The 24,856-nt window shown below is 64.4% G+C and carries 22 protein-coding genes; 10 read left to right on the plus strand and 12 right to left on the minus strand.

The window, feature by feature from the left end:
- Positions 1-29: 29 nt before the first annotated feature.
- Positions 30-3,989, minus strand: coding sequence for a DUF3683 domain-containing protein (locus CEY08_RS24060; RefSeq protein ID WP_063959574.1), 3,960 nt, complete (start codon positions 3,987-3,989; stop codon positions 30-32).
- Between the two features lie 132 nt (positions 3,990-4,121).
- The gene (locus tag CEY08_RS24065) at positions 4,122-4,658 is read right to left on the minus strand and encodes a YqaA family protein (RefSeq protein WP_042796123.1); all 537 of its coding nucleotides are present in this window, start codon (positions 4,656-4,658) and stop codon (positions 4,122-4,124) included.
- 34 nt (positions 4,659-4,692) lie between these two features.
- Between CEY08_RS24065 and ilvA the strand changes: the two genes are divergently transcribed.
- Positions 4,693-6,240: a threonine ammonia-lyase, biosynthetic gene (ilvA, locus tag CEY08_RS24070; protein WP_223306564.1), complete on the plus strand. Its 1,548-nt coding sequence runs from the start codon at positions 4,693-4,695 to the stop codon at positions 6,238-6,240.
- Positions 6,241-6,404: 164 nt separating this feature from the next.
- Here the strand turns inward: ilvA and CEY08_RS24075 are convergent, their stop codons facing one another.
- Together CEY08_RS24075 and CEY08_RS24080 are read right to left on the minus strand one after the other, a co-directional pair.
- A complete protein-coding gene (locus tag CEY08_RS24075) occupies positions 6,405-7,517 on the minus strand; it encodes a porin (protein WP_042796121.1) in 1,113 nt (370 codons plus the stop codon).
- A 435-nt stretch (positions 7,518-7,952) separates the two neighbouring features.
- Complete coding sequence (locus CEY08_RS24080; RefSeq protein ID WP_063641409.1) at positions 7,953-8,336, minus strand: DUF4148 domain-containing protein; 384 nt, start codon at positions 8,334-8,336, stop codon at positions 7,953-7,955.
- 383 nt (positions 8,337-8,719) lie between these two features.
- Here CEY08_RS24080 and CEY08_RS24085 point away from each other — a divergent pair, with 383 nt between their 5' ends.
- On the plus strand, positions 8,720-9,610 hold the full coding sequence (locus tag CEY08_RS24085; RefSeq protein ID WP_013396712.1) for a LysR family transcriptional regulator: 891 nt from the start codon (positions 8,720-8,722) through the stop codon (positions 9,608-9,610).
- Positions 9,611-9,613: 3 nt separating this feature from the next.
- Here CEY08_RS24085 and CEY08_RS24090 read toward each other — a convergent pair whose 3' ends face one another.
- From CEY08_RS24090 to purT, 8 genes are all read right to left on the minus strand, one after another.
- Positions 9,614-10,168 (minus strand): adenine phosphoribosyltransferase, encoded by a 555-nt coding sequence (locus CEY08_RS24090; RefSeq protein WP_042796119.1) that lies wholly within the window; start codon positions 10,166-10,168, stop codon positions 9,614-9,616.
- Positions 10,169-10,222: 54 nt separating this feature from the next.
- Positions 10,223-11,926, minus strand: a complete 1,704-nt coding sequence (gene cydC, locus CEY08_RS24095; protein WP_076816639.1) for a thiol reductant ABC exporter subunit CydC — start codon at positions 11,924-11,926, stop codon at positions 10,223-10,225.
- Positions 11,923-13,596 carry a thiol reductant ABC exporter subunit CydD gene (gene cydD, locus CEY08_RS24100; RefSeq protein WP_232033901.1) on the minus strand — a complete coding sequence of 558 codons (1,674 nt, stop codon included), beginning with the start codon at positions 13,594-13,596 and terminating at the stop codon, positions 11,923-11,925. Before cydD ends, cydC begins: the two co-directional genes overlap by 4 nt.
- Before the next feature lie 77 nt (positions 13,597-13,673).
- Positions 13,674-13,799, minus strand: coding sequence for a cytochrome bd-I oxidase subunit CydX (gene cydX / locus CEY08_RS24105; protein WP_042796116.1), 126 nt, complete (start codon positions 13,797-13,799; stop codon positions 13,674-13,676).
- A 16-nt stretch (positions 13,800-13,815) separates the two neighbouring features.
- A complete protein-coding gene (gene cydB / locus CEY08_RS24110; RefSeq protein WP_063641412.1) occupies positions 13,816-14,970 on the minus strand; it encodes a cytochrome d ubiquinol oxidase subunit II in 1,155 nt (384 codons plus the stop codon).
- A 14-nt stretch (positions 14,971-14,984) separates the two neighbouring features.
- Positions 14,985-16,559 (minus strand): cytochrome ubiquinol oxidase subunit I, encoded by a 1,575-nt coding sequence (locus CEY08_RS24115; RefSeq protein WP_042796114.1) that lies wholly within the window; start codon positions 16,557-16,559, stop codon positions 14,985-14,987.
- 127 nt (positions 16,560-16,686) lie between these two features.
- A complete protein-coding gene (locus CEY08_RS24120) occupies positions 16,687-17,232 on the minus strand; it encodes a GbsR/MarR family transcriptional regulator (protein WP_042796113.1) in 546 nt (181 codons plus the stop codon).
- Between the two features lie 265 nt (positions 17,233-17,497).
- Positions 17,498-18,715 carry a formate-dependent phosphoribosylglycinamide formyltransferase gene (purT, locus tag CEY08_RS24125; RefSeq protein ID WP_076818042.1) on the minus strand — a complete coding sequence of 406 codons (1,218 nt, stop codon included), beginning with the start codon at positions 18,713-18,715 and terminating at the stop codon, positions 17,498-17,500.
- 104 nt (positions 18,716-18,819) lie between these two features.
- Between purT and CEY08_RS24130 the strand changes: the two genes are divergently transcribed.
- The 8 genes from CEY08_RS24130 to hprK all read left to right on the plus strand — a co-directional run bounded on the left by CEY08_RS24130 (position 18,820) and on the right by hprK (position 24,847).
- A complete protein-coding gene (locus CEY08_RS24130) occupies positions 18,820-19,809 on the plus strand; it encodes a KpsF/GutQ family sugar-phosphate isomerase (RefSeq protein WP_042796112.1) in 990 nt (329 codons plus the stop codon).
- Between the two features lie 2 nt (positions 19,810-19,811).
- Positions 19,812-20,414 (plus strand): KdsC family phosphatase, encoded by a 603-nt coding sequence (locus CEY08_RS24135; RefSeq protein WP_042796111.1) that lies wholly within the window; start codon positions 19,812-19,814, stop codon positions 20,412-20,414.
- A 37-nt stretch (positions 20,415-20,451) separates the two neighbouring features.
- Positions 20,452-21,084, plus strand: a complete 633-nt coding sequence (gene lptC, locus CEY08_RS24140) for an LPS export ABC transporter periplasmic protein LptC (RefSeq protein WP_063641413.1) — start codon at positions 20,452-20,454, stop codon at positions 21,082-21,084.
- Positions 21,081-21,704, plus strand: coding sequence for a lipopolysaccharide transport periplasmic protein LptA (lptA, locus tag CEY08_RS24145; protein WP_042796109.1), 624 nt, complete (start codon positions 21,081-21,083; stop codon positions 21,702-21,704). The genes lptC and lptA overlap by 4 nt, the downstream gene beginning before the upstream one ends.
- A 32-nt stretch (positions 21,705-21,736) precedes the next feature.
- A complete protein-coding gene (gene lptB / locus CEY08_RS24150) occupies positions 21,737-22,531 on the plus strand; it encodes an LPS export ABC transporter ATP-binding protein (RefSeq protein ID WP_042796108.1) in 795 nt (264 codons plus the stop codon).
- Positions 22,532-22,753: 222 nt separating this feature from the next.
- The gene (gene hpf, locus CEY08_RS24155; protein ID WP_013396726.1) at positions 22,754-23,092 is read left to right on the plus strand and encodes a ribosome hibernation-promoting factor, HPF/YfiA family; all 339 of its coding nucleotides are present in this window, start codon (positions 22,754-22,756) and stop codon (positions 23,090-23,092) included.
- A 351-nt stretch (positions 23,093-23,443) separates the two neighbouring features.
- A complete protein-coding gene (locus CEY08_RS24160; RefSeq protein ID WP_006389881.1) occupies positions 23,444-23,899 on the plus strand; it encodes a PTS sugar transporter subunit IIA in 456 nt (151 codons plus the stop codon).
- Positions 23,900-23,920: 21 nt separating this feature from the next.
- The gene (hprK, locus tag CEY08_RS24165; RefSeq protein ID WP_013396727.1) at positions 23,921-24,847 is read left to right on the plus strand and encodes an HPr(Ser) kinase/phosphatase; all 927 of its coding nucleotides are present in this window, start codon (positions 23,921-23,923) and stop codon (positions 24,845-24,847) included.
- The last annotated feature ends 9 nt before the right edge of the window (positions 24,848-24,856 follow it).

Consider the following 24,856-nt stretch of genomic DNA (forward strand, 5'->3'; position numbering starts at 1 on the left):
GTTGCGCGTCTCTTGCGTGGACCGCCGGCCTAGACCAGCACCCGCTCGATGCCGCCCGCGTTGGCGCGGCGCACGTACTCTTCCATCCAGCCTTCGCCCAGGATGTGACGCGCCATCTCGACCACGATGTAGTCCGCGTCCATGCCGGTGTCGCCTTCATAGCGCGACAGGCCTTGCAGGCACGACGGGCAGGAGGTCAGTACCTTCACGTCGCCGGTAAAGCCATCGCTGCGCAATGCGGCATCTCCCTTGAGCAGCTCTTCCTGCTTGCGGAAGCGCACCTGCGTGGAAATGTCCGGGCGGCTGACGGCCAGCGTGCCCGATTCACCGCAGCAGCGGTCGCTCTTGATGGCGTCATCGCCGACCAGGGCGCGCACGGTCTTCATGGGCTCCTGCAGCTTCATGGGCGTGTGGCAGGGGTCGTGGTACATGTAGCGCACGCCCTTGGCCCCTTCGAGCTTGATGCCTTTTTCCAGCAGGTACTCGTGGATATCGATCAGGCGGCAGCCCGGGAAGATCTTGTCGAACTCGTAGCCCGCCAATTGGTCGTAGCAAGTGCCGCAGCTGACCACGACCGTCTTGATATCCAGGTAGTTCAGCGTGTTGGCGACACGGTGGAACAGCACCCGGTTATCGGTGATGATCTGTTCGGCCTTGTCCGTCATGCCATTGCCGCGCTGAGGATAGCCGCAGCACAGATAGCCTGGCGGCAGCACGGTCTGCACGCCAGCGTGCCACAGCATGGCTTGCGTGGCCAGGCCCACTTGCGAGAACAGGCGCTCGGAGCCGCAGCCCGGGAAATAGAACACCGCTTCCGTGTCGGCCGTGGTGGCCTTGGGATCGCGGATGATGGGCACGTAGTTCGCGTCCTCGATGTCCAAGAGCTTGCGCGCCGCCTGCTTGGGCAGTCCGCCAGGCATCTTCTTATTCACGAAGTGCACCACCTGCTCGCGCAACGGCGGCTTGCCCACCGTCGCCGGCGGGGCGGAAGTCTGTTTCTTCACCAGGCCGGACAGCAGGTCGTGCGCGGCGCGCTGGACCTTGTAGCCCACGCCCACCATTGCCTTGCGGGTGGCGTTGATGGTGGCCGGATCCTTGGCGTTCAGGAAGAACATGGCGCTGGCCGTGCCCGGATTGAACGACTTCCGGCCCATGCGGCGCAGAACGGCGCGCATGTTCATGGACACGTCGCCGAAGTCGATGTCGACCGGACAGGGGTTGTAGCACTTATGGCAGACCGTGCAATGGTCGGCCACGTCTTCGAACTCTTCCCAGTGCTTGAGGCTCACGCCGCGCCGGGTCTGTTCTTCGTACAGGAAGGCTTCCACCAGCAGCGAGGTGGCCAGGATCTTGTTGCGCGGCGAATACAGCAGGTTGGCACGCGGCACGTGGGTAGCGCACACCGGTTTGCACTTGCCGCAACGCAGGCAGTCCTTGATGGATTCCGAGATAGCGCCGATGTCGCTTTGCTGCATGATCAGCGACTCGTGGCCCATCAGGTTGAAACTGGGGGTCCAGGCGTGGCGCAAATCCGCACCGGGCATCAGCTTGCCGGCATTGAAGTGGCCGTTGGGGTCGACGCGGCGCTTGTAGTCCTGGAACGGCGCCAGTTCGGCCTCGGTCAGGAATTCGTACTTGGTCAGGCCGATGCCGTGCTCGCCCGAGATCACGCCGTCCAGGTCACGGGCAATCTGCATGATGCGTTCGACGGCCTGATGGGCCTCCTGCAGCATCTCGTAGTCGTCCGAGTTGACCGGGATATTGGTGTGCACGTTGCCGTCGCCGGCGTGCATGTGCAGCGCCACGAACACGCGGCTCTTGAGCACGCGGCCATGGATGGCGATCATCTCGTCGACGATCTTCTTGTAGGCCGCGCCCGAGAACGTGCGCTGCAGTCCGGCCAGCACCTCGGTCTTCCACGACAGGCGGATGGTGCGATCCTGCACCACGTCGAAGACCCGCGCGCCAGGCTGCGCCGCCAGGCGGTCCGACAAGGCCGGCTGCAGGTCGCCCAGGCCCAGGCCATGCAGCTCGGGCAGCGCCTGCAAGAGCGGCAGGTCCAGATTGTCCAGCAGCCACTGCCAGCGCTGCCTGACCGCGGCCAGGAGTTCCAGCGCCTCGCGGGTACGCTCGGCCAGCACTTCCGCGCGGGTGGTTTCAATGTCCGCGTCATCGATCTTGCCGACCGGCAGCGGCGTGCACAGATACGCGTCCAGCTCGCCCAGCAGCTTGAGCTTGTTGCGGGTCGAGAGTTCGATGTTGATGCGTTCGATGTGATCCGTATATTCGCCCATGCGGGGCAACGGGATCACCACGTCTTCGTTGATCTTGAAGGCGTTGGTGTGGCGCGCGATCGCAGCGGTGCGCGAACGGTCGAGCCAGAACTTCTTGCGCGCTTCGGGGCTCACGGCCACGAAGCCTTCGCCATGGCGGGTGTTGGCCAGGCGCACCACTTCGCTGGATGCCGCGGCCACGGCGTCCTCGTCGTCGCCGACGATGTCGCCGATCAGGACCATCTTGGGCAGCACGCCGCGTTTGCTCTTGGTGGCGTAGCCAACCGCGCGCAGATAGCGTTCGTCCAGGTGCTCAAGGCCTGCCAGGATGGCACCCCGGGCGCGGCCTTCGCCGTCCAGGTAGCCCTTGACCTCGACGATCGACGGGATCGCATCGCGCGCCTGGCCGAAGAACTCCATACAGACGGTGCGCGTGTGGCGGGGCATGCGGTGCAGGACCCAGCGCGCCGACGTGATCAGGCCATCGCAGCCTTCCTTCTGGATGCCCGGCAGGCCCGCCAGGAACTTGTCCGTCACGTCCTTGCCCAGGCCTTCCTTGCGGAACACGCGGCCCTGGATTTCCAGCGTTTCGGTCTTGAGCAGGCGTTCGCCCGGCTTGCCGCGGCCGTCGAACCACTTGAGCTCGAAGCGCGCCACTTCCACGTCATGGATCTTGCCCATGTTGTGGTCCAGGCGGCTGACTTCCAGCCAGTTGCCGTTCGGGTCGACCATGCGCCACCAGGCCAAGTTGTCCAGCGCGGTGCCCCACAGCACGGCCTTCTTGCCGCCCGCGTTCATGGCGATGTTGCCGCCCACGCAGGAGGCTTCGGCCGAGGTCGGGTCGACCGCGAACACGAAGCCTGCCGCTTCGGCGGCCTCGGACACGCGCTTGGTCACCACGCCGGCGCCGGCATGGATGACCGCCACGGGCTCGGTCAGCCCGGGCAGCAGACAGGACTCGACCTTGCCCAGCTTGTCGAATTTCTCGGTGTTGATCACCGCCGACTTCCAGGTCAGCGGGATAGCGCCACCGGTATAACCGGTGCCGCCCCCTCGGGGAATGATGGTCAGTCCCAGCTCGATACAGGCGGTAACCAGCGCGGCGACCTCGTCCTCCGAGTCCGGCGTCAGCACCACGAAGGGATACTCCACCCGCCAGTCGGTGGCGTCGGTCACGTGCGACACGCGCGACAGGCCATCGAACTTGATGTTGTCGCGCGCGGTGATGCGACCCAGCACCTTCTGGGCCTGCTTGCGCATCATGGCGGTCTGGTCGAACTCGCCCTCGAATGCGGCAATGGCGGAACGCGCCCGCGCCAGCAGGCCGACAACCTTCTCATCGCGGTGCGGATCATGGCCGGCTTCGGCGGGCACGTCGGGCTCGCGGCGGCGGTCGATCTCGCCCAGGCGGTGATGCAAGGCTTCGATGAGCTGCTTGCGGCGCTTGGGGTTGTCGAGCAGGTCGTCCTGCAGATAGGGATTGCGGCGCACCACCCAGATGTCGCCCAGCACTTCGTACAGCATCCGGGCGGAACGGCCGGTGCGGCGTTCGCCGCGCAGATCGCTCAGCAGGCTCCAGGCGTCTTCGCCCAATAACCGGCCGACAATCTCGCGGTCGGAGAACGACGTGTAGTTGTACGGGATTTCGCGCAAGCGCGCGGGTGCTGCGGGCGGCATCGCCCCGTTCAAGATGTGGCTAGCGAGTGGGGCGTTCATGGCTGCAAGAGGGGGCCCTTAAAAAATTATTTTATGCCATTGGCGGAGTCCGGCCCCTAATACCCCTAAGGACGCGCTCAAAACCCGGGAATGGCGGGGACTATATGTCCCCAATTAAATGCGATATCAGCGCTAGACCTGGCCTGGAAAAAACCACAGCAGGCTGGCGGTCATGACCAGATAGCGCAGGAATTTGCCGATGGCCATGTAGAGCACGCAAGGCCAGAAAGACAGCCTCAGCCACCCCGCTACGGCGCACAGGGGATCGCCTACGGCCGGCAGCCAGGACAGCAGCAAGGCCGGCGGCCCCATGCGGTGGATCCAGTCATGGGCGCGCTCGTTCCAGCGCCCGCGCATGCGGCCGCCTTCGGTCGAATCGGGATGCGGATGGGGATGATGTTCCTTCCAGCGCTGCACGGCGCGTTCGGCCGCCAGGCCCATGGCGTAGCTGATGGCTCCGCCCACGGTATTGCCCAGGGTCGCCACCAGGATGGCCGGCCAGAACATGTCCGGTGCCAGCTTGATGTAGCCGAAAACGGCCGGCTCCGAGCCCATGGGCAGCAAGGTGGCGGACACCAGTGAGACCGTGAAGATCGCGGACAGGCCCACCGAGGGCAGCGCCAGCACCCCGAGCATCCAATGCACAGCGGATAACAGACTTTCTTCCATAGTGGAGCGAGTGTAGCCGCGCGCGGGTGCAATAATCTGGTCCACCCCCCACTCTTGCCGCCAGCCGCAGTCCATGTCAACTGATTATCTGAAACGCATCCTGACTTCCAAGGTTTACGACGTCGCGGTCGAATCACCGCTGGAAGCGGCGCCTCTGCTGTCTCAACGGATTTCGAACACGGTGCTGCTCAAGCGCGAAGATACCCAGGCGGTGTTCAGCTTCAAGCTGCGCGGGGCGTACAACAAGATGGCCAACTTGACGCCGGCCGCGCGCAACCGCGGCGTCATCGCGGCGTCCGCCGGCAACCACGCCCAAGGCGTCGCGCTGGCGGCCAGCCGGCTCGGCTGCCGCGCCGTCATCGTCATGCCCACCACCAGCCCGCAGGTGAAGATCGACGCGGTCCGCCGCCTGGGCGGCGAAGTGGTGCTGGCCGGCGAGAGCTTCTCCGACGCCTACGCCCACGCGCAGATCCTGGAAAAGAAAGAAAAGCTGACCTTTGTCCACCCCTTCGACGATCCCGACGTCATCGCCGGCCAGGGCACCGTGGGCATGGAGATACTGCGCCAGCACCCCGGCCCGATCGACGCCATCTTCGTCGCCATCGGCGGTGGCGGGCTGATCGCGGGCGTGGCCGCCTACATCAAACAGCTGCGTCCGGAAATCAAGATCATTGGCGTGCAGACGGAAGACTCCGACGCCATGCTGCGCAGTGTGCGCGCGGGCCGCCGCGTGCAGCTGAACGACGTGGGCCTGTTCTCGGACGGCACGGCCGTCAAGATGGTGGGCGCCGAAACCTTCAAGCTCACGCGCCAGTATGTGGACGACTTCGTAGTCGTCAACACCGACGCGATCTGCGCGGCCATCAAAGACGTCTTCCAGGACACCCGCAGCGTGCTGGAGCCTGCCGGCGCGATGGCGGTCGCGGGCGCCAAGCAATATGCGGCCGAACATAATCTGAAGGGCAAGACGCTGGTGGCGATTGCCTGCGGCGCCAACATGAACTTCGACCGCCTGCGCTTCGTGTCCGAGCGCGCCGAGGTGGGGGAAATGCGCGAAGCCGTATTCGCCGTCACCATGCCGGAGCAGCGCGGCAGCTTCCGCCGCTTCTGCGAACTGGTGGGCGAGCGCAGCGTGACCGAGTTCAACTACCGCATCTCCGATGCGGATCGCGCCCACGTGTTTGTCGGCATCCAGGTGTCATCGGCGTCCGAGCCCGACAAGATAGCCGCGAACTTCCGCCGCCATGGCTTTGACACGCTGGACCTGACCCACGATGAAATGGCCAAGACCCACTTGCGCCACATGGTGGGCGGGCGCTCGGCGCTGGCACGCAACGAACTGCTGTACCGCTTCGAATTTCCGGAGCGCCCGGGCGCTCTGATGCGCTTCCTGAACGCCATGAATCCGGACTGGAACATCAGCCTTTTCCATTACCGCAACCAGGGCGCGGACTATGGCCGCATCCTGATCGGCATCCAGGTCCCGCCCGCGGACAAAAAACAGTTCCGCAGCTTTGTGGCGGAACTGGGCTATCCCCACTGGAACGAAACCGAAAACCCGGCCTATAAGCTGTTCCTGTAAAGCGCCTCCACGCCCCGCCAAAACGAGAGGGCCTCCTTGCGGAGGCCCTTCCCTTCCCAGCTCTAGAAACGTCCGGCGGCAACCAGTAGGGGGGTTCGCTGTCACTCGGCGGCCCACGGAGATGAGCCGCGCATTCAGCAAGGTCTTGCCGGACGTCCTATGGCTTAGAAACGGTGACGCACACCCACGGCGACAGCCGTGTCGGTCGCATCGCGCTGGAACGCGTAGTTGTCGCCGTAAGAGGCGTACGCGTACAGGTTGGTGCGCTTGGTGAAGTCGTAGGTGTAGCCCAAGCTGTAGACATTGAACGTTGCATCGTCGCCCGTCAGCTTGTCGTTGCTCGCGGTCGCGCGCTGCCACGAACCGAAGACCGCGTGGCGGCCCAGCGGCACGGTCGCGCCGATCATGTACGAGTTGGCGCGGAAGCCATCGGCCAGCTTGAACGTGCCCAGGTTCTGCATGCCGGCGGGCGTGGTGCCCATGTTCTGGCCGACGAACCAGCCGTCGCGGGTCTGGCCGAACGCCGCCGCGACCTTCACGACTTCGAAGTCATACGAACCGCCAACGATGTATTCCTGGATGCGCGCTTCGGACTTGCCGCCGGTTTGCCCATTGGACGGGTTGAAGCGGTCATACGCCGCGGCCAGGTTCAGCGGGCCGTTGACGTATTGCACGCCCGCCGTCAGCACACGGTTGTTGTCGCCCGTCTGGAAGCCGGTCTGCGACGTGTCGCTGACCGCGTCGTCGGCGCTGAACGAGTAGCCCACGCCCAGCTTGAAGCCGCCCATGCTGGGGGTTTGGTACAGGACCATGTTGTCCAGGCGCATCGTGTTGGCGCTACCGAACGTGGTACCCATGTTGGCGGTGTTGTAGCTGATCGAGAACGGATCGATCGAGCCGAAGTACTTGGAAGCCAGGTTGGTCTGGCGGCCGAATTCCAGGCGGCCCCAGGTATCGCTGTCCAGGCCCACGGTGGCCTGACGGCCCCACAGGCGGCCGTTTTGCAACGACTTGCCGTTCATGGGACCGAAGCCGCCTTCCAAGGTGAACACGGCGCGCAGGCCGTCGCCCAGATCTTCAGTGCCGCGCAGCCCGAAACGCGAGCCACTGCTCACGCCCTGGACGCCGCCAAAACGGCTTTGCGAATTGCCGTCGAACTTCACTTTCTCGTAGCCGATACCGGCGTCGATCAAGCCGTACAGCGTCACGGAGTCTGCGGCTTGCGCGGCGCCGGCAAAACCAGCCAGCAGCGCGACAGCCAATAGCGTCTTCTTCATATAAGTCCCCAAAATGGCGAGATGAAAGGCAAACCGCAAACCCACCGCGCACAGGGCCGGGAATCTGCGTGCCGCTGCGAACAAGTTAGCGGCGCATGCACTGGAATCAGTGTCCAGCCTGCGCCAATTCGAAGTAACCCGGATTTCGAAGAACTACTTTCCATGGTTGGGATAATGACGGCCTTCTTACAAGCTGCTCTCTTTGGAAACCTGCGTTAACGTGTTGATATCAAATGCGAATTAAGGCTCGCAAAACATCCTGCGGGCCTTGGATATTCTCCTGCCGCGCATGAAAGACCAACAACAGTTGTTGTGAGCGGCGAATAGTTTTGATGCGGAAACGCGACACTATTGCAGGCAGGTTCCGGCCACGGCAACCCGCCATGAAAAAAGCCCCTCGGCGTCATGAGGGGCTTTTCTTGCGGGCGGGGCGACTTATTGGCCCAGGGGCGGGTAATCCAGTTCGCCGAAGGTGTATTCGCCGCGTGCCTTGGCCTCGGCCAGTTCCTGGCGCACTTGCTCGCGGGTCTTGCCACCGGATTGCGACACCGCGGCTTTGGGCGGGTAGTCCAGCTCGGCGGAGGTCACTTGACCAGCAGCCTTGGCGCTTTGCAGTTCCTGCTGAACCTGCTCGCGCGACAGGCTGGTGCGTTGGACAGTGGCGGGCGGGTAGTCCAGTTCACCAAACGTGACCTGGCCGGCGGCCTTGGCGGCTTGCAGTTCCTGCTGGACCTGTTCACGCGTCTTGCCATCGGCGTGAGCGGCGGACATACCCACCAGCGTTGCGGTAACCATGAGTGCGGTAGCTAGGGCTTTCATTGAGATGACTCCATCCTAAACCTTGCACACCGTCTTCTGCCAGGCTGGCAGGTGCGATGTGACAATTTGATTGCTGGGACGAAGTATCTGGCGATTGCAGCCTAGTAAAAACCCTTATTTTGGTGAACATATTTGCACAGATGGGACAATTACGGGTTGCTACCGCCAAAATCTGCGCATTTTCTGCACACTCCCGGGCCGGATCAAGCAACGACAAGCCTTGCCAGCGTTCAGCCATAAGCAAGCTCGGTAACGAAACATCCGCAGGCGATGTGGCGGGCGCGCCATCCAGCTTGGGGAAATAGACATTTCTGCTGGCGGGACAATTATTCCATTTATCATACAAATCCCCCAGAAATGGAATTTTGAACATCGAGGGCCCCATGGATATCCAGCTTAACGACATCGCCCTATTTGTCGAAGTCGCCAAGCGCAAGAACTTCAGCCACGCGGCCGAAGCCTTGAATATTCCGACATCCACGCTCTCGCGCCGAGTCAGCGAACTCGAACGCAGCATCGGCATGCGCCTGCTGAACCGCAGCACGCGCAAGATCGACCTGACCGAGGCGGGCGCCATCTACTTCGAGCGCTGCCGGCATATCGTGGAAGAAGCGCGTATCGCGCACGATCAACTATTGGACATGGCGGTGCAGCCCAAGGGTCGCCTGCGCATCTCCCTGCCCACCAGCCTGGCGCAACTGTTCCTGCCCGCCGTCATCAGCGAATTCCGCGAGCAGCATCCGGACATCGAGTGCGACTTCGACCTGAGCATGCGTCCGATCGATCCGATCAGCAATCCCTTCGACCTGATCCTGCGCTTTGGCCAACAGCCGGACTCCAGCCTGATCTCGCGCAAGATCGTGCTGATGGCCCATCAGCTGTATGCCTCGCCCGAATACCTGGCCCGCCATGGCGAACCGCGGGTACCGGCGGATCTGAGCCACCACGAATGCCTGCGCCCCACCATGCGCGAGGAATCCTCCTTCTGGATGCTGCATTCGGGCGACAAGGTAGAGCGGGTCCAGGTGTCGGGGCGCCTGTCGGCCAACAATGTCGGCATGCTCGGACGGCTGGCCGGACAAGGCCTGGGCATCACTCCCCTGCTGGTCTTCGATGCCATGGAGCGCGCCATCAAGCAGGCCGGCCTGGTGCGGGTGCTGCCGGAATGGAGCCTGACTCCCCTGCCGCTCTTTGCACTGCTGCCTTCGCGTATGCTGCCGGCGAAGACCAAGGCTTTCCTGGACTTCATCCAGCCGCGCTTGTCGGACGCGTAACTCCTACGCCGGGGAGTCAGCGCCGTATTGACAGACTGTGTACAGCGGGGTGCCCGTGGCGGCCACGCGGGCCGAACCGCCGAGGTCTGGCAGGTCGATGATGGCGGCAGCCTCGACCACGTTGGCGCCCAGGCGCTGCAGCAGCTTGATGGCGGCCAGCATGGTGCCGCCGGTGGCGATCAGGTCGTCCACCAGCAGAACGCGCTGGCCGGTGCGCACCGAATCCGTGTGCATTTCGACCGACGCATTGCCGTACTCAAGGGAATATTCCTCGGCCACGGTGCGGAACGGCAGCTTGCCCTTCTTGCGCACGGGCACGAAGCCCAGGTTGAGTTCATAGGCCAACACGCTGCCTATGATGAAGCCGCGGGCATCGACGCCGGCAACCAGATCCAGGCGCTGGCGCATGTAGCGATAGACGAAGAGATCGATGAGCACCCGAAATGCGCGAGGATCCTGCAGCACGGGCGTGATGTCGCGAAAAATGACACCGGGTTGGGGCCAGTCTGGAACGCTGCGGATGGTGCGCCGGATGTACTCGGCGTTGTCGGTCTGCATGGAAGACGGCCCTGAAGAATTGAAGCAAGGCGAACTATAACCTCGCAACCGAGCTTAAGCCAGGATTGCCGTCCCCGATGACAATTCATATTCATGTAGCCGGCCAGCCCGCAGGATATAGCGCCGGTCGACAGCCCCTGGAGGCAAGACCGCATGGGTGGCGAGCACCACGGTGCGTCCCCGCACGGCGCCTGCCAGATCGCTGAAGAATGCCGCCTCGGCCTCGCCATCCAGCCCGGCAGTGGGCTCATCCAGCACGATGACCGCCGCGGGCGACAGCAGCACCCGCGCCAGGCACAGGCGGCGCGCCTGCCCGGCCGACAGCTGCGACCCCGTCTCGCCGGCCCAGGTATCCAGCCCCTCGGGCAAGCCGCGCACGAAATCGCCCAACCTTGCGGCGTCCAATGCGCGCCACAAGGCGGCATCGTCCGCCTCGGGGTCGCCGATGAGCAAGTTCGTGCGCAAGGTTCCCAGGAAAACCGGAGCGTCCTGTGACAGCAGCGCGATGCGCCGGTGCCAGTCGGCTTGTGTGCAGTCGCGCGCGTCGCAGCCGCCAAAACGCACCTGCCCCGCCTGGGGATCCTCCAGGCGCAAGAGCAAGTGCAGCAGGGTCGACTTGCCGGCGCCGCTGGGCCCCAGGATGGCAATTCGCTCACCCGGCTCAACACGGAGGCTGGCGCCGTCAAGCACAGCCGGACTCGCAGCCGTGTCTCGAGGGGAGTAGGCAAAGCGCACGCCATCCAGTTCCAGCGCGCCGGTGTCGGGCAATGCCCGCGGCGCGGGCGGATCCTGCATGTCCGGCTCGCTTTGCGTTACTTCACGAATGCGTCCCGCCGCCGAAATTGCCGAACCCATGCGCGACGCCCCCCGCATGATAGGGCCCGCAACCTCGAAAATACCGATAACCGCGAGCAGCAGGCCAGCCAAAGCCGGGCCCTCGATCCGTCCCGACTCCATCGTGTCCAGTCCGAACCAAAGCAAGGCCAGCACCGCGGCGCCAGCGGCGGCCTGCAGGAAGAACTGTCCGCGGGCGGCAACCCGTGCCTGGCTGCGGCGCGCCAGTGCGCTGGCCTCGCACAAGCGCTCGAAATGCGCCGCCGTCTGCGCCTGTGCATGCAAGGCCACCATGTCCGCATGCCCGTCCACCGCGTCCAGCGTTGCGGCGCGCAAGCCTGCCGCGCTTTCCTGAGCGGCGGCGCCGGGCTTGCGCGCCGCGCGCAGCAGCCACAAAGGCACCAGCACGCAAGCCACCAGCAAAGCCAGCGCCAAGGCCAGCGCGGCGGCGGGCACCCAAAGTCCCAATACCGCGGTCAATATCGCGCCCGCCAGCACGGCGGTGGCCAGCGGCGCAAGCACGAACAGAAACACTGTGTCGAGGGCGTCGACGTCACCCGTCATGCGCGCCACCAGGTCGCCATCGCGGTAGCGCGCCAGCTGCCGCGGCGTCAGCCGGATCAGCGCCGAGAACACCTTGGCGCGCAGGTCCGCCAAGAGGCGCAGCGTGGCGGAATGGCCGACAACGCGGTCCGCATAGCGCGCCACGATGCGCAGAAACGACAAGCCGCGCACAAGCGCAGATGGCGCGAACAGATTGAAGGCGCCGCCCGCCCCCGCCAGGGCAGCGCCCGTCAGGAACCAACCCGAAACGCCCAACAGGCCCACGCCGGCAGCCACGGTAGCCAGCGCACAGAACAATGCGAGTAAAAGCCCGCTTTTTCGGCGCGCATACAGCGGCAGGAGCAGCAACAGGTTCTTCATGCGTCTTCCACTTTCCCGGCGGCTACGCGCAGGGTCCGGCCCAACCGGGCCGCCACCGCGGGCGCGTGCGTCGCCATCAGCAAGGTGCGCCCGGCCGAAAATTCCAGGATCGCGTCCAGCACGCGCGCCTGCGTGGCCTCGTCCAGATGCGCCGTGGGTTCATCCAGCAGGATCAGGCCCGGATCGCGCAGGAACAGCCGCGCCAGCGCAACGCGCTGTGCCTGGCCGCCGGACAGGCCATGTCCGCGCCCGCCCAGCGGCGTCGCCAGCCCCTGCGGCAAGGCGTCTGCGAACTCCAGCACACAGGCGCGGCGCGCGGCGGCCTGCACCTCGGCTTCGGAGGCATCCGGGCGTCCCAGGCGTATGTTGTCGGCGATGGACCCAGCCAGCAATTGCGGCTTCTGTCCGATCAGCGCCACCCGCTCACGCAGCGCCGCTTCGTCCCATTCGGGCAAGCGCAAGCCATCGATGCGTATGTTTCCCTCAAACGGGCGCAGCCGCGCGATCGCCTCGATAAGCGAGGACTTGCCGATGCCGCTGGGTCCCATCAGCGCGGCGTGCTCGCCCGCGGCCAAGGTCAGCCCTGCGTCCGACAGTACCGCCTGGCTGCGGCCCGGAGCATCCAGGTGCAGGCCGGCAATGGCGAGAGCGGCGCCTCCGCCCTGGCGCGCGGGCTGGCGGCCGTCCGAAACGGTCTCGGCCGAGACATCGCCCTCCTGCGGCAAGCCGTCGAACAGCAAAGAGATCTGCGAAACGGCCGCCAGCGCGGCCGCGCGGTCGTGATAATGCGCCGCAAACTGGCGTAGCGGCGCGTAAACCTCGGGCGCCATCAACAAACAGAACAGCCCCGCCTGCAACGTCAGCGGCGACCAGCGCAGGTCCAGGAATCCCAGATAGGTCAAACCGATGTAGACGGCCACCCCGGCCACGCCCAGCGCCGCGAAGAACTCCAGCACCGCCGACGAGAGGAAAGCAATGCGCAACACCGACATCGTGCGCTGGCGCAGGGCATCGCTGGCCGCGACCACGGACGCCGCTTCGGCCTCGGCCCGGCCGTGAAGCTTCAAAGTGGACAGGCCCCGCAACCGGTCGGCAAAAAAGCCCGACAGGCGTGCGAAGGCGCGCAAATGCCGGCGGCTCGCGCCTTGGGCGCCCCAGCCCACCAGCGCCATGAATAAAGGAATCAAGGGCGCCGTGATCAGAAGAACCAGTCCGGCGATCACATCCATCGGCAGCAGCACGACGGAGAAGGCAACGGGCAGCATGGCGGCCGCGGCCATGGCGGGCAGGTATTTGGCGAAGAATCCGTCCAGGGCTTCGACCTGGTCCACCACCGCGCTGGCCAGTTCACCGGATGCCTGGCCCCGGCTCCAGTAAGGTCCCTTCCGCACCAGGCGCTTGAACAGCGACTGGCGCACGTGGCGCTTGATGCGTTCGGCCGCGTCCGCCCCCGCGCGTTCCCCCGCCCAGGTAATGCAGGCTCGCAGCAGCATGAGCCCCGCGATGGCCAAGATGTCACTCAGCAGATCCTGCCGGGGCACGTCCCGGACGATGGCCGCGTCGAGCACGCTGGCCAGCAACCAGGCCTGCACGACCAACAGTGCGCCGCTCACCAGGGGCGCGGCGCCCGCCAGCATCAGCGGCAGCCTGGCCGCCTTGGCGAGCGCCATCAACCACCGCGACTGAGCGCGCGGCGGTTTGTTCAGGGTTGCCGAGGGATCGTGCTCGAGGCTGCTAGTACCGCCGCTCACTCGTCGTTACGGCTGGCGCGCGGATCATGGGTATGACCCTCGCGCAGCTCGAACCACATTGCATTGAGGATGGCGAAGGCGCACGCCAGGCCCAGACCGAGTATCCACGAGAAATACCACATGGTGGAGGCTCCTTTTTCAGTATGAGTTGGGCGTGTCGCCCACCGATTCCTGGGTGACCTTGCCGCGCATAACACGGTAGACCCAGGCGGTATAGACGGTCACGATGGGCAGGAACACGGCGACGGCGATCACCATGATCCACAGCGTCAGGTGGCTGGACGAACCGTCCCAGATAGTCAGGCCTGCCTGGGGCTTCGTCGACGAAGGCATGATGAACGGGAAGAGCGAAAAGCCCACCGTCAGGATCACGCCTGCGATCGACACCGACGACGCCAGGAACGCCAGCACGTTGGCGCGCGCGCTCAGCAGCAGCGCCACCAGCAGTGCGCCACCCACGCCCAGCGCGGGCGCGATCCACATCAACGGCCATTTCGCGTAATTGGCCATCCAGGCGCCGTTCTGCACCGTCACGGCCTTGAGCATCGGATCCGACGGACCAGCCATGTCCACCGTGCTGGTGATGACATGGCCCGGGACGCCGCCCGCCACCCAGAAGCCGCCCGCCACGAACAACGCGGCCGTGAGCAAGGCGCACAGCCTGCCCCAGTTGCGGGCCCGCGACGAGACCGGATCTTCCGTGCGCCAGGCCAGCAGCACGGCGCCGTGCATGGCCAGCATCACCACGCTGAGCACGCCGGCCAGCAGCGCGAAGGGCATGAACAACTGATAGAAGTGCCCTTCGTAGACCGGACGCAGCGTGACCGGATCGAACGTGAACGGCACGCCCAGGATGATGTTGCCCATGGCCACGCCGAACACCAGCGACGCCACCACGCCCGAGAAGCACAGCACGCCGTCCCAGCGGTTGCGCCAGCTCGTGCCCTCCATCTTGCTGCGGTACTTGAAGCCCACGGGCCGCAGGATCAGCGCGATCAGCACCAGCATCATTGCCAGGTAGAACCCGGAGAACGAAGCGGCATACAGCAAAGGCCATGCAGCGAAAATGGCGCCGCCGGCCGTGATGAGCCAGACCTGGTTGCCTTCCCAGACCGGCCCCACTACGTTGATCACCACCCGGCGCTCGACGTCGGTCTTGGCGACCACGGGCAGCAGCGCGGCCACGCCCAGGTCAAAGCCGTCCATGACGGCAAAGCCGATGAGCAACGCGCCCAGCAGCACCCACCAGACCACGCGCAGCGTGCCGTAGTCGAAAGGAATAAGAGTATCCATCGCTGTCTTCTCCTTCAGGCCCGCACGGCGGCGCGAACAGGATCGGCGGCGGCAGTGCCGGGCGCCGGCCCATCGGATTTCGGTCCAGCCTTCACGGCGTGCAGCATCACCTTCACGCCAATGATCAGCAGCACCGTGTACAGCACCAGGAAGATCGTCAGGCTGATGGCCAGGTCAGCGATGGTCAGGCCGGAAGCCGCGTAATAAGTCGGCAACACGCCTTCGATCACCCACGGTTGGCGGCCGTATTCGGCCACGAACCAGCCGCTTTCTATGGCTACCCAGGGCAGCGGCAAACTCCACAGCGCCACCTTGAGCAGGCCGCGCCGGCTGTCCAGCCGCCCGCGCGAGGCCAGCCAGAACGCCACGCCGAAGAACAGGATCAGGTACATGCCCACCGCCACCATGATGCGGAACGCCCAGAACAGCGGCGCGACATTCGGCACGGTGTCGACCGCCGCCTTCTTGATGTCGTCTTCGGTGACTTTGCTCATGTCGGGTTGGTAGCGCTTGACCAGCAGCGCGTAACCCAGGTCGGGCCAGGTCTTGTCGAAGACCATGCGCGCGTCCACGTCCTTGGGATTGGCACGGATCTTTTGCAACGCGTCATAAGCCACCATGCCATCGCGGATGCGGTTTTCGGCACGCCGGATCAGGTCGTCGATGCCCAGCAGCGGCGTGGTGAGCGAACGCGTGCCGATGATGCCCATGACGTAGGGAATCTCGATCGCAAAGTCGTTCTTGCGCTCCGCCTGATTGGGGATGGCGATCAGGTTGAAGGACGCGGGCGCCGGCTCGGTGTGCCACATGGACTCGATCGCCGCGATCTTCATCTTTTGATGTTCAGTGGTGAGGTAGCCGCTTTCGTCACCCAGCACCACGACCGACAGAGCCGAAGCCAGGCCAAAGCTGGCGGCGACCGCCATCGAGCGTTTGGCCAGGTCGATGTGACGGCCCTTCAGCAAATACCAGGCGCTGATCGACATGACGAACATGGCGCCAGCGACGTAACCCGCGCTGACCGTGTGCACGAACTTGGCCTGAGCCACCGGATTGAAGATCACCGCCGCGAAGTCGGTCATCTCCATGCGCATCGTGTCGGGATTGAAGATCGAACCGACCGGATTCTGCATCCAGCCGTTGGCGATCAGGATCCACAACGCCGAGAAGTTGGTGCCAAACGCCACCAGCCAGGTCACCACCAGGTGGCTGACCTTGGACATGCGGTTCCAGCCGAAGAAGAAGAGACCGACGAAGGTGGCTTCGAGGAAAAAGGCCATCAAGCCTTCGAGCGCCAACGGCGCGCCGAAGATATCGCCCACGTAATGGCTGTAGTACGACCAGTTCATGCCGAACTGGAACTCCATCACGACGCCGGTGGCGACGCCCAGAGCGAAGTTGATGCCAAAGAGCGTGCCCCAGAACATGGTCATCCGCTTCCAGATGGCGCGGCCGGTCATGACGTACACGCTTTCCATGATGGCCAGGATGAACGACAGGCCGAGCGTGAGGGGGACGAAGAGGAAGTGGTAGAGCGCGGTCGCGGCAAACTGGAATCGCGACAGATTTACGACGTCGAGATCAATCATTGGGTCGCTCCCAAGCAGTTGAGGTGCCGCGGCAACCGGCATGGTTCCCAGGCCGTCTCTCGCGCCATGTTACGAGCGTTGCATACAACTTCATAGAGGTTCCCTGAAAAATCGAGGCGGATCAAGGTCAGCCCTTGCCCCGCAATTTGCCGGCGAAACCCAGCACCTTCTGTACTTTCGAACCGAGCTTCATCAGGTTCTGCAAGGTTTCCGGCGGCAGTCGTTGAACCTCATCGAACCATCCGGTGGACAGTTCGATGAGCTCCAGCATTTCGTTCATGCGTTGTTGCGCGTAGGCCTCATCGGGACCCGATGGGGGCTCCAGCAAGGTGTCCCGTAGCAGGGTGAGCGTGGGATCGATTTCGCGCTTGCGCTTTTCTTCCATCAGGATGCGGAAGATCTCCCAGACGTCCTTGGGAGTTTCGAAGTAGTCGCGGCGGTCGCCGACCTGGTGGATGAGCTTGACCAGGCGCCAGGACTGCAGCTCCTTCAGCCCCAGGCTGACGTTGGAGCGCGAAAAGCCGAGCGTTTCGGCTATGTCGTCGGCGTTCAATGGCTTGGGCGACAGGAACAACAAGGCGTAGATCTGGCCGACCGTGCGATTCACGCCCCAGCGGCTACCCATCTCGCCGAAATGCAGGACGAAGCGTTCGTTTTGGGGGGACAGAGCCATGGATCGACCTACACCGGCAGAAGCCAGGGCCTTCGGCCCGGCTGATAAATGCAGTTACACCGCTTTCAGAAATTTCTGAAATTATCGAACAAACTATGCGAAAGCGCAAACCACACTATGGGAAGGGGTATGGCCGCAAGGTTTGAGCGCCTGAGGCGCAGCCGCCGCCGCGCGGGTTTGCCGCGCCGATTTGCTGCGCCCAAACGGTAGCGGCCACCTGCCCTGGAGCTGGTGGCCGCTGCTGAAAAAGGGGAAGCGGGATGCGTTAGCCGGCCTTGACGGACACCGCGGCCGACACCCGCTTGGCCTTGGCCCGGGCCGCCGCCACGTCCTCGGCCACGGCCAGCCCCACGCCCATGCGACGCTTGACGAAGGATTCAGGCTTGCCGAAGAGACGGATATCGGTGCCGGGCTCGGTCAGTGCTTCGGCCACGTTGTGGAACGAAACCGCGCCAGCATCGACCCCGCCATAGATGACGCTGCTGGCGCCGGGCTGGCGCAGGCTGGTATCCACGGGCAGGCCCAACAGTGCCCGGGCATGCAGTTCGAATTCGTTCTGGACCTGGGTGATCATCGTGACCATGCCGGTATCATGCGGACGCGGGCTGACTTCCGAGAACCAGACCTGGTCGCCGGCCACGAACAGTTCCACACCGAAAATGCCCAGGCCGCCCAGGTTGGAGGTAACCGCCAGCGCGATTTCCCGGGAGCGTTCCAGCGCGGCGGGAGACATCGGATGCGGCTGCCAGCTTTCCACGTAGTCGCCGTCGACTTGCTTGTGGCCGATGGGGTCGCAGTAGCGGGTCTCGACCTGGCCATCGGCGCCGCGGGCGCGCACGGTCAGCAAGGTGATTTCGTAGTCGAAACGGATAAAGCCCTCGACGATGGCGCGTCCGCCGCCCACCCGGCCGCCCTCCTGGGCGTAGCGCCAGGCGCATTCGACGTCATCGGCGCTCTTGATGACGGACTGGCCCTTGCCCGAGGACGACATGACCGGCTTGATGACGCAGGGATAGCCGATGCCCCCGTCAATGGCCTGGCGCAGTTCTTCTTCCGTGTCGACGAAGCGGTAAGGCGACGTGGGCAGCCCCAGGGTTTCGGCCGCCAGGCGGCGTATGCCCTCGCGATTCATGGTCAATTGGGCGGCGCGCGCGGTCGGCGTCACCCGGGCCACTCCGGCCGCCTCGAGTTCCACCAGCAAATTGGTGGCAATGGCTTCGATTTCGGGGACAATAACGTGGGGCCGTTCCTGTTCGATGACCTTCCGCAGGGCCTGCGGGTCCGTCATCGAGACCACATGCGCCCGGTGCGCCACCTGGTGGCCCGGAGCATCGGCATACCGATCCACGGCAATGACTTCCACGCCCAGCCGCTGCAGGGCAATGATGACCTCTTTGCCCAATTCGCCCGAGCCGAGCAGCATGACTCGGGTGGCCAGGGGAGACAGGGGCGTGCCAAGGACGGGGCTGGAAATGCTGGACATGGAGCGGGCCTGGAAAGAAGGATTGAAAGCCGTTGAAATGAGCCGCCAGGATGCCATAGCCCCCTTCCCGGGGCAAACCCGCATACTGATATTAAAATCCACGTATGACTGACCATCCCACAACATCGTCCGAGACCGCGCTGGCATCTGCGCGTAGAACGCTGCAGATTGAATGCCAGGGCCTGCTGGACCTGTCGGCCAGGCTGGACGACAGCTTCACGCAAACCGTCGCGATGCTGCTGGCCTGCCGCGGCCGCGTGGTCGTCAGCGGCATCGGCAAGACCGGCCACATCGCCCGCAAGATCGCGGCGACCCTGGCTTCGACCGGCACGCCGGCCTTTTTCGTGCACGCCGCCGAGGCGGTCCATGGCGATCTGGGCATGATCACCCAGGACGATGTCCTCATCGCGATTTCCTATTCGGGCTCCGGCCAGGAACTGCTGACCATCCTCCCGGTGGCGCGCCGCATGGGCGCCAAGCTCGTCGCCATCACCGGCAATCCGCAGTCCGAACTGGCTAATCTGGCCGACATCCACCTGGACGCCAGCGTGGCCCAGGAGGCCTGCCCGCTGAACCTGGCCCCCACGGCCAGCACGACGGCGGCACTGGCCCTGGGCGACGCCCTGGCCGTCGCCTGTCTGGAGGCCCGCGGTTTCGGACCACAGGACTTCGCCCGCTCACATCCCGGCGGCGCGCTCGGCCGCCGCCTGCTGACCCACGTGCGCGACGTCATGCGCGAAGGCGACGCCCTGCCCATCGTAATCGCCGGCACGCCGGTATCGCAGGCGCTGGAAGTCATGTCGGCCAAGGGTATGGGCATGACCGTCGTAACCGACCCGCAACACCGCCCCGTAGGCATCTTCACCGACGGCGACTTGCGCCGCCTGATCGCCCGGCACGGCGACATTCGCAGCCTGACCGTCGAATCCGGCATGACGCGCTCGCCGCGCAGCATCACCCCCGACGCGCTGGCCGTCGAGGCCGCCCAGCAAATGGACAAACTACGGCTCAACCACATGCTGGTGCTGGATGACGACGGCGTTCTGCTCGGCGCCCTACACATGCATGACCTGATGGCCGCTAAAGTGGTATGACTATGACTCTTTCTGCTCCCGTGACTCATCCGGCCGAAGCGCTGGTCCTTGCCCGCATCCCGGCCGGCGTGCGCGAACGCGCCGCCGCCGTGCGTCTGATGGTGTTCGACGTGGACGGCGTGCTGACCGACGGCAGCCTCTACTACGGAGAAAACGGCGAGCTGCAAAAACGCTTCAACGCGCTGGACGGCCACGGGCTGCGCCTGCTGATGGAAGGCGGCCTGAAGGTCGCGCTGATCACGGGCCGCTCCGGCCCCATCGTGGCGCGCCGCGCGGCCGAGCTCGGCATCGCCGAGGTCATCCAGGGCGTTCGGGACAAGGGCGGCGCCCTGGCCGAACTTGCGCAGCGATCCGGTGTCCAACTTAACCAGACCGGTTACATGGGCGATGACGTCATCGACCTGCCGGCCCTGCAGCGCGCCGGCTTCGCCGCCAGCGTGCCGAACGCACCCGGCTATGTCAGCCAGGCCGCGCATTGGGTGGCCACGCATACCGGCGGCAACGGCGCCGTGCGCGAATGCTGCGATCTGCTGCTGGCGGCCCAGGGGCGTCTCGGCGCCTTCCTGGCGGCGCCGGGCCTGCTCGGCCCCGGCGCCATCCAATGACCGCCGCCGCAACCCCTAAGCCCTTGTGGCAAACCCGATGAAAGAACGCTTTCCCTCCCTGATCGCGCTGTTCCTGCTGCTGGTGCTGGTCACCGGCTCATGGTGGGCGGCCGATTATGCGCAGCGGGCCATCCAGACGGATCCGCCGCGCCGCATTACCCACGAGATGGACGCCTGGTCGCGCGACTTCGTCATGCTGCGCACGGATCCCAACGGGCGTCCCATCAACCGGCTGGAAGGCGTATACGCGGAACATTTCCCCGATGACGACTCCTACCACGTGACGACTCCGCGCGCCGTGGGGCAACATGAGAACAACCCCATCACCGTCGCCGTCTCCAAGACTGCCGTCATGGAACAAGGCGGCAAGCGCATCATCATGAACGGCGACGCCCACGTGCGGCGCCAGCCCGACGCCAATAACGACCTGCTGGACGTGCGCAGCCAGCAGTTGATCATCCTGCCCGACGACGACGTGGTCTACACCGACCTGCCGGCGGAAGTCATCAAGGGCCGTTCGCGCATGAACGGCACGGGCATGCACTACAACAACAAGACGCGCCAACTGCAGGTTTCGGCATCGACCGATGTGGAAATTGCCGGTTCCGAAGGCAAACAGCAACGCCGGACCGAAATTCCCGCCAACAACACTGATCAGAAAAAACCATGACCGACCTCCGGATTCTCCTTGCTCCGACGACTCGTTTGCTCGGCGCCCTCCTGCTGACGGCGTCCGCCGCGGCCCATGCCGCGGATCCGGCGCCCAAGGCGGCGGCGCCGGCCGAAGAGCCCAGCACGCTGATCCTGTCGGACACCCTGCATTACGACGACGTGAAGAAGAAAAGCGTCTTCACGGGCAACGTCAACATGACGCGCGGCCTCATGACCCTGACGTCCGACGTGCTGGAAATGAACGAAGACGCGCAAGGCAACCAGTTCGGCACGGCCACCGCCAACAAAGGCAAGATCGTGACCATCCGCCAGGAACGCCCGGAAACTTTCGAACTCATCGAAGGTACCGGCCTGCGCGCCGAGTACGACGGATCCAAGAGCACGTTCGACCTGATCGGACAAGCGGTCGTGATCCGCTACGTCTGTGGGAAACCGTTCGACACCATTCGCGGCGAGCGGGTACGCTACAACGAGAAGACCGGCACTTACGAAGCTCACGGCGGCCCCAACTCCGCCGCCGCGGGCGGCCGGGTTCGCTCGGTGGCTGAGCCACGCGCCAAATCGGATGCCGCCATCGCCGAATGCCGCAAGCAACAGGCCGCCAAGAAGGGACGTTGAACGTCTCCCATGCAACACCACTCGCAGCCACGATGAACCAACCTTCAGTGCCGACTCCGGTAACCTCCGCCCCTTCGGGCGTCAAGCAGGGCAGCCTGCGCGCAACCGGTTTGCGCAAGACCTATAACGGCCGGACCGTGGTACAGGATGTTTCCCTGTCCGTGGTCAGTGGCGAAGTCGTCGGATTGCTCGGTCCCAACGGCGCAGGCAAGACCACTAGCTTCTACATGATCGTGGGCCTGGTGCCCGCCGACGCCGGCCGCATCGAGATCGACGGTTCGGTCATCACGGCCATGCCGATCCATAAGCGCGCGCACATGGGCCTGTCGTACCTGCCGCAGGACGCCTCCGTGTTCCGGCGCCTGACGGTCGAGCAGAACATCCGCGCCGTCCTGGAGCTGCAATTGGGGCCGGATGGTCGCCCGCTGTCCACGCCCAAGATCAACGAGCAGATGGAATCGCTGCTCGAAGAACTGCAGATCGGCCACATCCGCAGCAACGCGGCCATCTCCCTGTCGGGCGGTGAACGCCGCCGCGTGGAAATCGCGCGCGCGCTGGCCACCAGCCCGCGCTTCATCCTGCTGGACGAACCGTTTGCCGGGGTGGATCCCATTGCGGTCATCGAGATCCAGCGCATCGTGCGATTCCTGAAGGGACGCGGCATCGGCGTACTGATCACCGACCACAACGTGCGCGAAACCCTCGGCATCTGCGACCGCGCCTACATCATCAGCGAAGGCAAGGTGCTGACCGACGGCCACCCCGATGAAATCGTGGGCGACCCCGCCGTCCGCCGGGTCTATCTGGGAGAGCATTTCCGCATGTAATGCGGCCCTGGGGAAGACCCCTAGGCGCTGCTCGCGCAAGCACGCATGCACCCTAGGGGCTCAGCCATAAAAATGCCATGTTCTTGCGCTAGGTCAGCTTGTTTTATCGGCCCGAGTCTATACACTAGTACTAAACGAACCTGCTCAATCAAGGAGAACGCCTAACGAATCAGCCGCGCTTTTTGCGCACCTTTTTTTCCTCTTTTAGAAGGAGAGCACACTATGAACCTGAGCATCTGCGGTCGTCACCTCGACGTCACCCCGGCCATCCGGGAATATGTCATGAACAAACTGGCGCGAGTGCTGCGGCATTTCGATCACGTCATCGATACCCAGGTCATGCTCTCGGTAGAGCCCCTGCGGCATAGAGCCGAAATCACCATGCGTCTAAGCGGTAAGGACATTCATTGTGAAGCAACCGATGAAAACCTCTATGCAGCCATAGACCTTCTTGCTGACAAAGTCGACCGTCAGGTCATCAAGCACAAGGACAAGGTACGAAGTCACACGGCGGAGTCCGTGAAGCGGCAAGCGGCGAACCTAACGCCACCCCAGCAGTAACGCGCTTCATGAGCACTCGCACTGCGAGACTAGCTAAACAGCGATTCTAGAAATCCTGCCTGAGTCCCGGTGTCCCGCTAGACGCAACGTCCAGCCGGGGCATCGGCAAACTTCCCTCCTGTAGCACTCCCCCATTTCGTCCCCCATTCCCGGCGTTCCGCTGGCGAGCCCGTTTTTTCCTGATTCCCGCCATTTCGCACTGCAGCCGTCCGCAGCGGGCCGCAAGAATGCCCACAATCCCCCGCTATCGGTCTATGCTGTCGCTCTTGCCGCCCCTTGATGCGACCGCCCCTGCGCGCGCATCCCCGAGGCCGATTATTGCAGTGCGTCATATACCCATATAATGATCCGATGAATCATTTGTCGCGCATCCTACCCGCCGGCAACGTCGTGCTCGATATGCTCGCAACGAGCAAGAAACGTGCGTTCGAACAAGCCGGCCTTCTATTCGAAAACAACCATGGCTTGGCACGCGCGCTCGTGTTCGACAGCCTGTTTGCCCGAGAGCGCCTGGGTTCCACCGCGCTGGGACAGGGCGTTGCCGTCCCGCATGGCCGGGTGAAGGGCCTGGAGCAGGCCCTGGCGGCCTTCATCCGCCTGGCCCAACCCATCACCTTCGATGCGCCGGACGGACAGCCTGTCTCGATGCTGCTTTGCCTGCTGGTGCCGGAAACGGCCACGCAGCAGCACCTGGACATCCTGGCCGAACTGGCGCAGCTCATGTCGAACAAGGCATTGCGCGAAGCCCTGGCCACAGAGCCCGATCCGGCCGTCGTCCACAAGATGCTCACGACCGGCCAACTCTGACCCCTCCGCGGAATCGCTGCCATGCTCACGGTGCAGGAACTCGTCGACGACAACGCCGACAAAATCCCCTTTAACTGGATTTCCGGCCAAGGCGCCGCGGACCGCGCGATTCCCGATGACGGCATGTCGGCCGCGGATCTGGTCGGCCACTTGAACCTGATCCACCCGTCCCGCATCCAGGTGTTCGGCCAGGAAGAACTGGCGTACTACACGCGCTTCGACCTGCGCCGGCGCATGCACCACATGGACGAGCTGCTGATCGGCGGCGTGCCCGCGATCCTGCTTGCCGACGGCCTGACGCCGCCGCAAGACCTCATCGACCAATGCGACCAGCATCAGGTGCCGTTGCTGTCCACGCCGGTGGCAGCCGCGCAGCTGATCGACCTGTTGCGTATCTACCTGGGCAAGAAGCTCGCGCCCACCACCACCGTGCACGGAGTATTCCTGGACGTGCTGGGGCTGGGCGTGCTGATCACGGGCGAATCCGGCCTGGGCAAGAGCGAACTCGCGCTGGAACTGATCTCGCGCGGACACGGCCTGGTGGCCGACGACGCCGTGGAGTTCTCGCGCACCGCCCCGAACATGATCGAAGGCCACTGTCCGCAGCTGCTGCAAAACCTGCTGGAAGTGCGCGGCCTGGGCCTGCTCGATATCCGCACCATCTTCGGCGAAACCTCGGTGCGCCGAAAAATGCGCCTCAAGCTCATCGTGCACCTGGTGCGTGCCACCGCGCAGGACAAGTTCGAACGCCTGCCGCTGCAGGACATCACCCAGGACATGCTTGGCCTGCCCGTGCGCAAAGTCATGCTGCAGGTGGCTGCGGGCCGCAACCTGGCGGTGCTGGTGGAAGCCGCCGTGCGCAACACGATCCTCAAGCTGCGCGGTATCGATACGCTGGGTGAATTCATGGAACGCCAGGCCATGGCGATCCTGCAAAGCAGCAAGTAGGCGCGCGTC

Source organism: Achromobacter insolitus, from assembly GCF_002209555.1.
Taxonomy (GTDB): Bacteria; Pseudomonadota; Gammaproteobacteria; order Burkholderiales; family Burkholderiaceae_B; genus Achromobacter; species Achromobacter insolitus.

Bases quoted from the DNA above. Each gene is read 5' to 3' on its own strand.
- CEY08_RS24160 (WP_006389881.1), top strand. From the start codon at position 23,444: ATGAATCATTTGTCGCGCATCCTACCCGCCGGCAACGTCGTGCTCGAT.
- CEY08_RS24075 (WP_042796121.1), bottom strand. From the start codon at position 7,517: ATGAAGAAGACGCTATTGGCTGTCGCGCTGCTGGCTGGTTTTGCCGGC.
- purT (WP_076818042.1), bottom strand. From the start codon at position 18,715: ATGTCCAGCATTTCCAGCCCCGTCCTTGGCACGCCCCTGTCTCCCCTG.
- cydX (WP_042796116.1), bottom strand. From the start codon at position 13,799: ATGTGGTATTTCTCGTGGATACTCGGTCTGGGCCTGGCGTGCGCCTTC.
- CEY08_RS24060 (WP_063959574.1), bottom strand. From the start codon at position 3,989: ATGAACGCCCCACTCGCTAGCCACATCTTGAACGGGGCGATGCCGCCC.
- lptC (WP_063641413.1), top strand. From the start codon at position 20,452: ATGAAAGAACGCTTTCCCTCCCTGATCGCGCTGTTCCTGCTGCTGGTG.
- cydD (WP_232033901.1), bottom strand. From the start codon at position 13,596: ATGGCGCTCGCCAAGGCGGCCAGGCTGCCGCTGATGCTGGCGGGCGCC.
- hprK (WP_013396727.1), top strand. From the start codon at position 23,921: ATGCTCACGGTGCAGGAACTCGTCGACGACAACGCCGACAAAATCCCC.
- CEY08_RS24115 (WP_042796114.1), bottom strand. From the start codon at position 16,559: ATGATTGATCTCGACGTCGTAAATCTGTCGCGATTCCAGTTTGCCGCG.
- CEY08_RS24085 (WP_013396712.1), top strand. From the start codon at position 8,720: ATGGATATCCAGCTTAACGACATCGCCCTATTTGTCGAAGTCGCCAAG.
- CEY08_RS24090 (WP_042796119.1), bottom strand. From the start codon at position 10,168: ATGCAGACCGACAACGCCGAGTACATCCGGCGCACCATCCGCAGCGTT.
- CEY08_RS24130 (WP_042796112.1), top strand. From the start codon at position 18,820: ATGACTGACCATCCCACAACATCGTCCGAGACCGCGCTGGCATCTGCG.
- cydC (WP_076816639.1), bottom strand. From the start codon at position 11,926: ATGAAGAACCTGTTGCTGCTCCTGCCGCTGTATGCGCGCCGAAAAAGC.
- CEY08_RS24135 (WP_042796111.1), top strand. From the start codon at position 19,812: ATGACTCTTTCTGCTCCCGTGACTCATCCGGCCGAAGCGCTGGTCCTT.
- CEY08_RS24080 (WP_063641409.1), bottom strand. From the start codon at position 8,336: ATGAAAGCCCTAGCTACCGCACTCATGGTTACCGCAACGCTGGTGGGT.
- CEY08_RS24120 (WP_042796113.1), bottom strand. From the start codon at position 17,232: ATGGCTCTGTCCCCCCAAAACGAACGCTTCGTCCTGCATTTCGGCGAG.
- hpf (WP_013396726.1), top strand. From the start codon at position 22,754: ATGAACCTGAGCATCTGCGGTCGTCACCTCGACGTCACCCCGGCCATC.
- CEY08_RS24065 (WP_042796123.1), bottom strand. From the start codon at position 4,658: ATGGAAGAAAGTCTGTTATCCGCTGTGCATTGGATGCTCGGGGTGCTG.
- lptA (WP_042796109.1), top strand. From the start codon at position 21,081: ATGACCGACCTCCGGATTCTCCTTGCTCCGACGACTCGTTTGCTCGGC.
- lptB (WP_042796108.1), top strand. From the start codon at position 21,737: ATGAACCAACCTTCAGTGCCGACTCCGGTAACCTCCGCCCCTTCGGGC.
- cydB (WP_063641412.1), bottom strand. From the start codon at position 14,970: ATGGATACTCTTATTCCTTTCGACTACGGCACGCTGCGCGTGGTCTGG.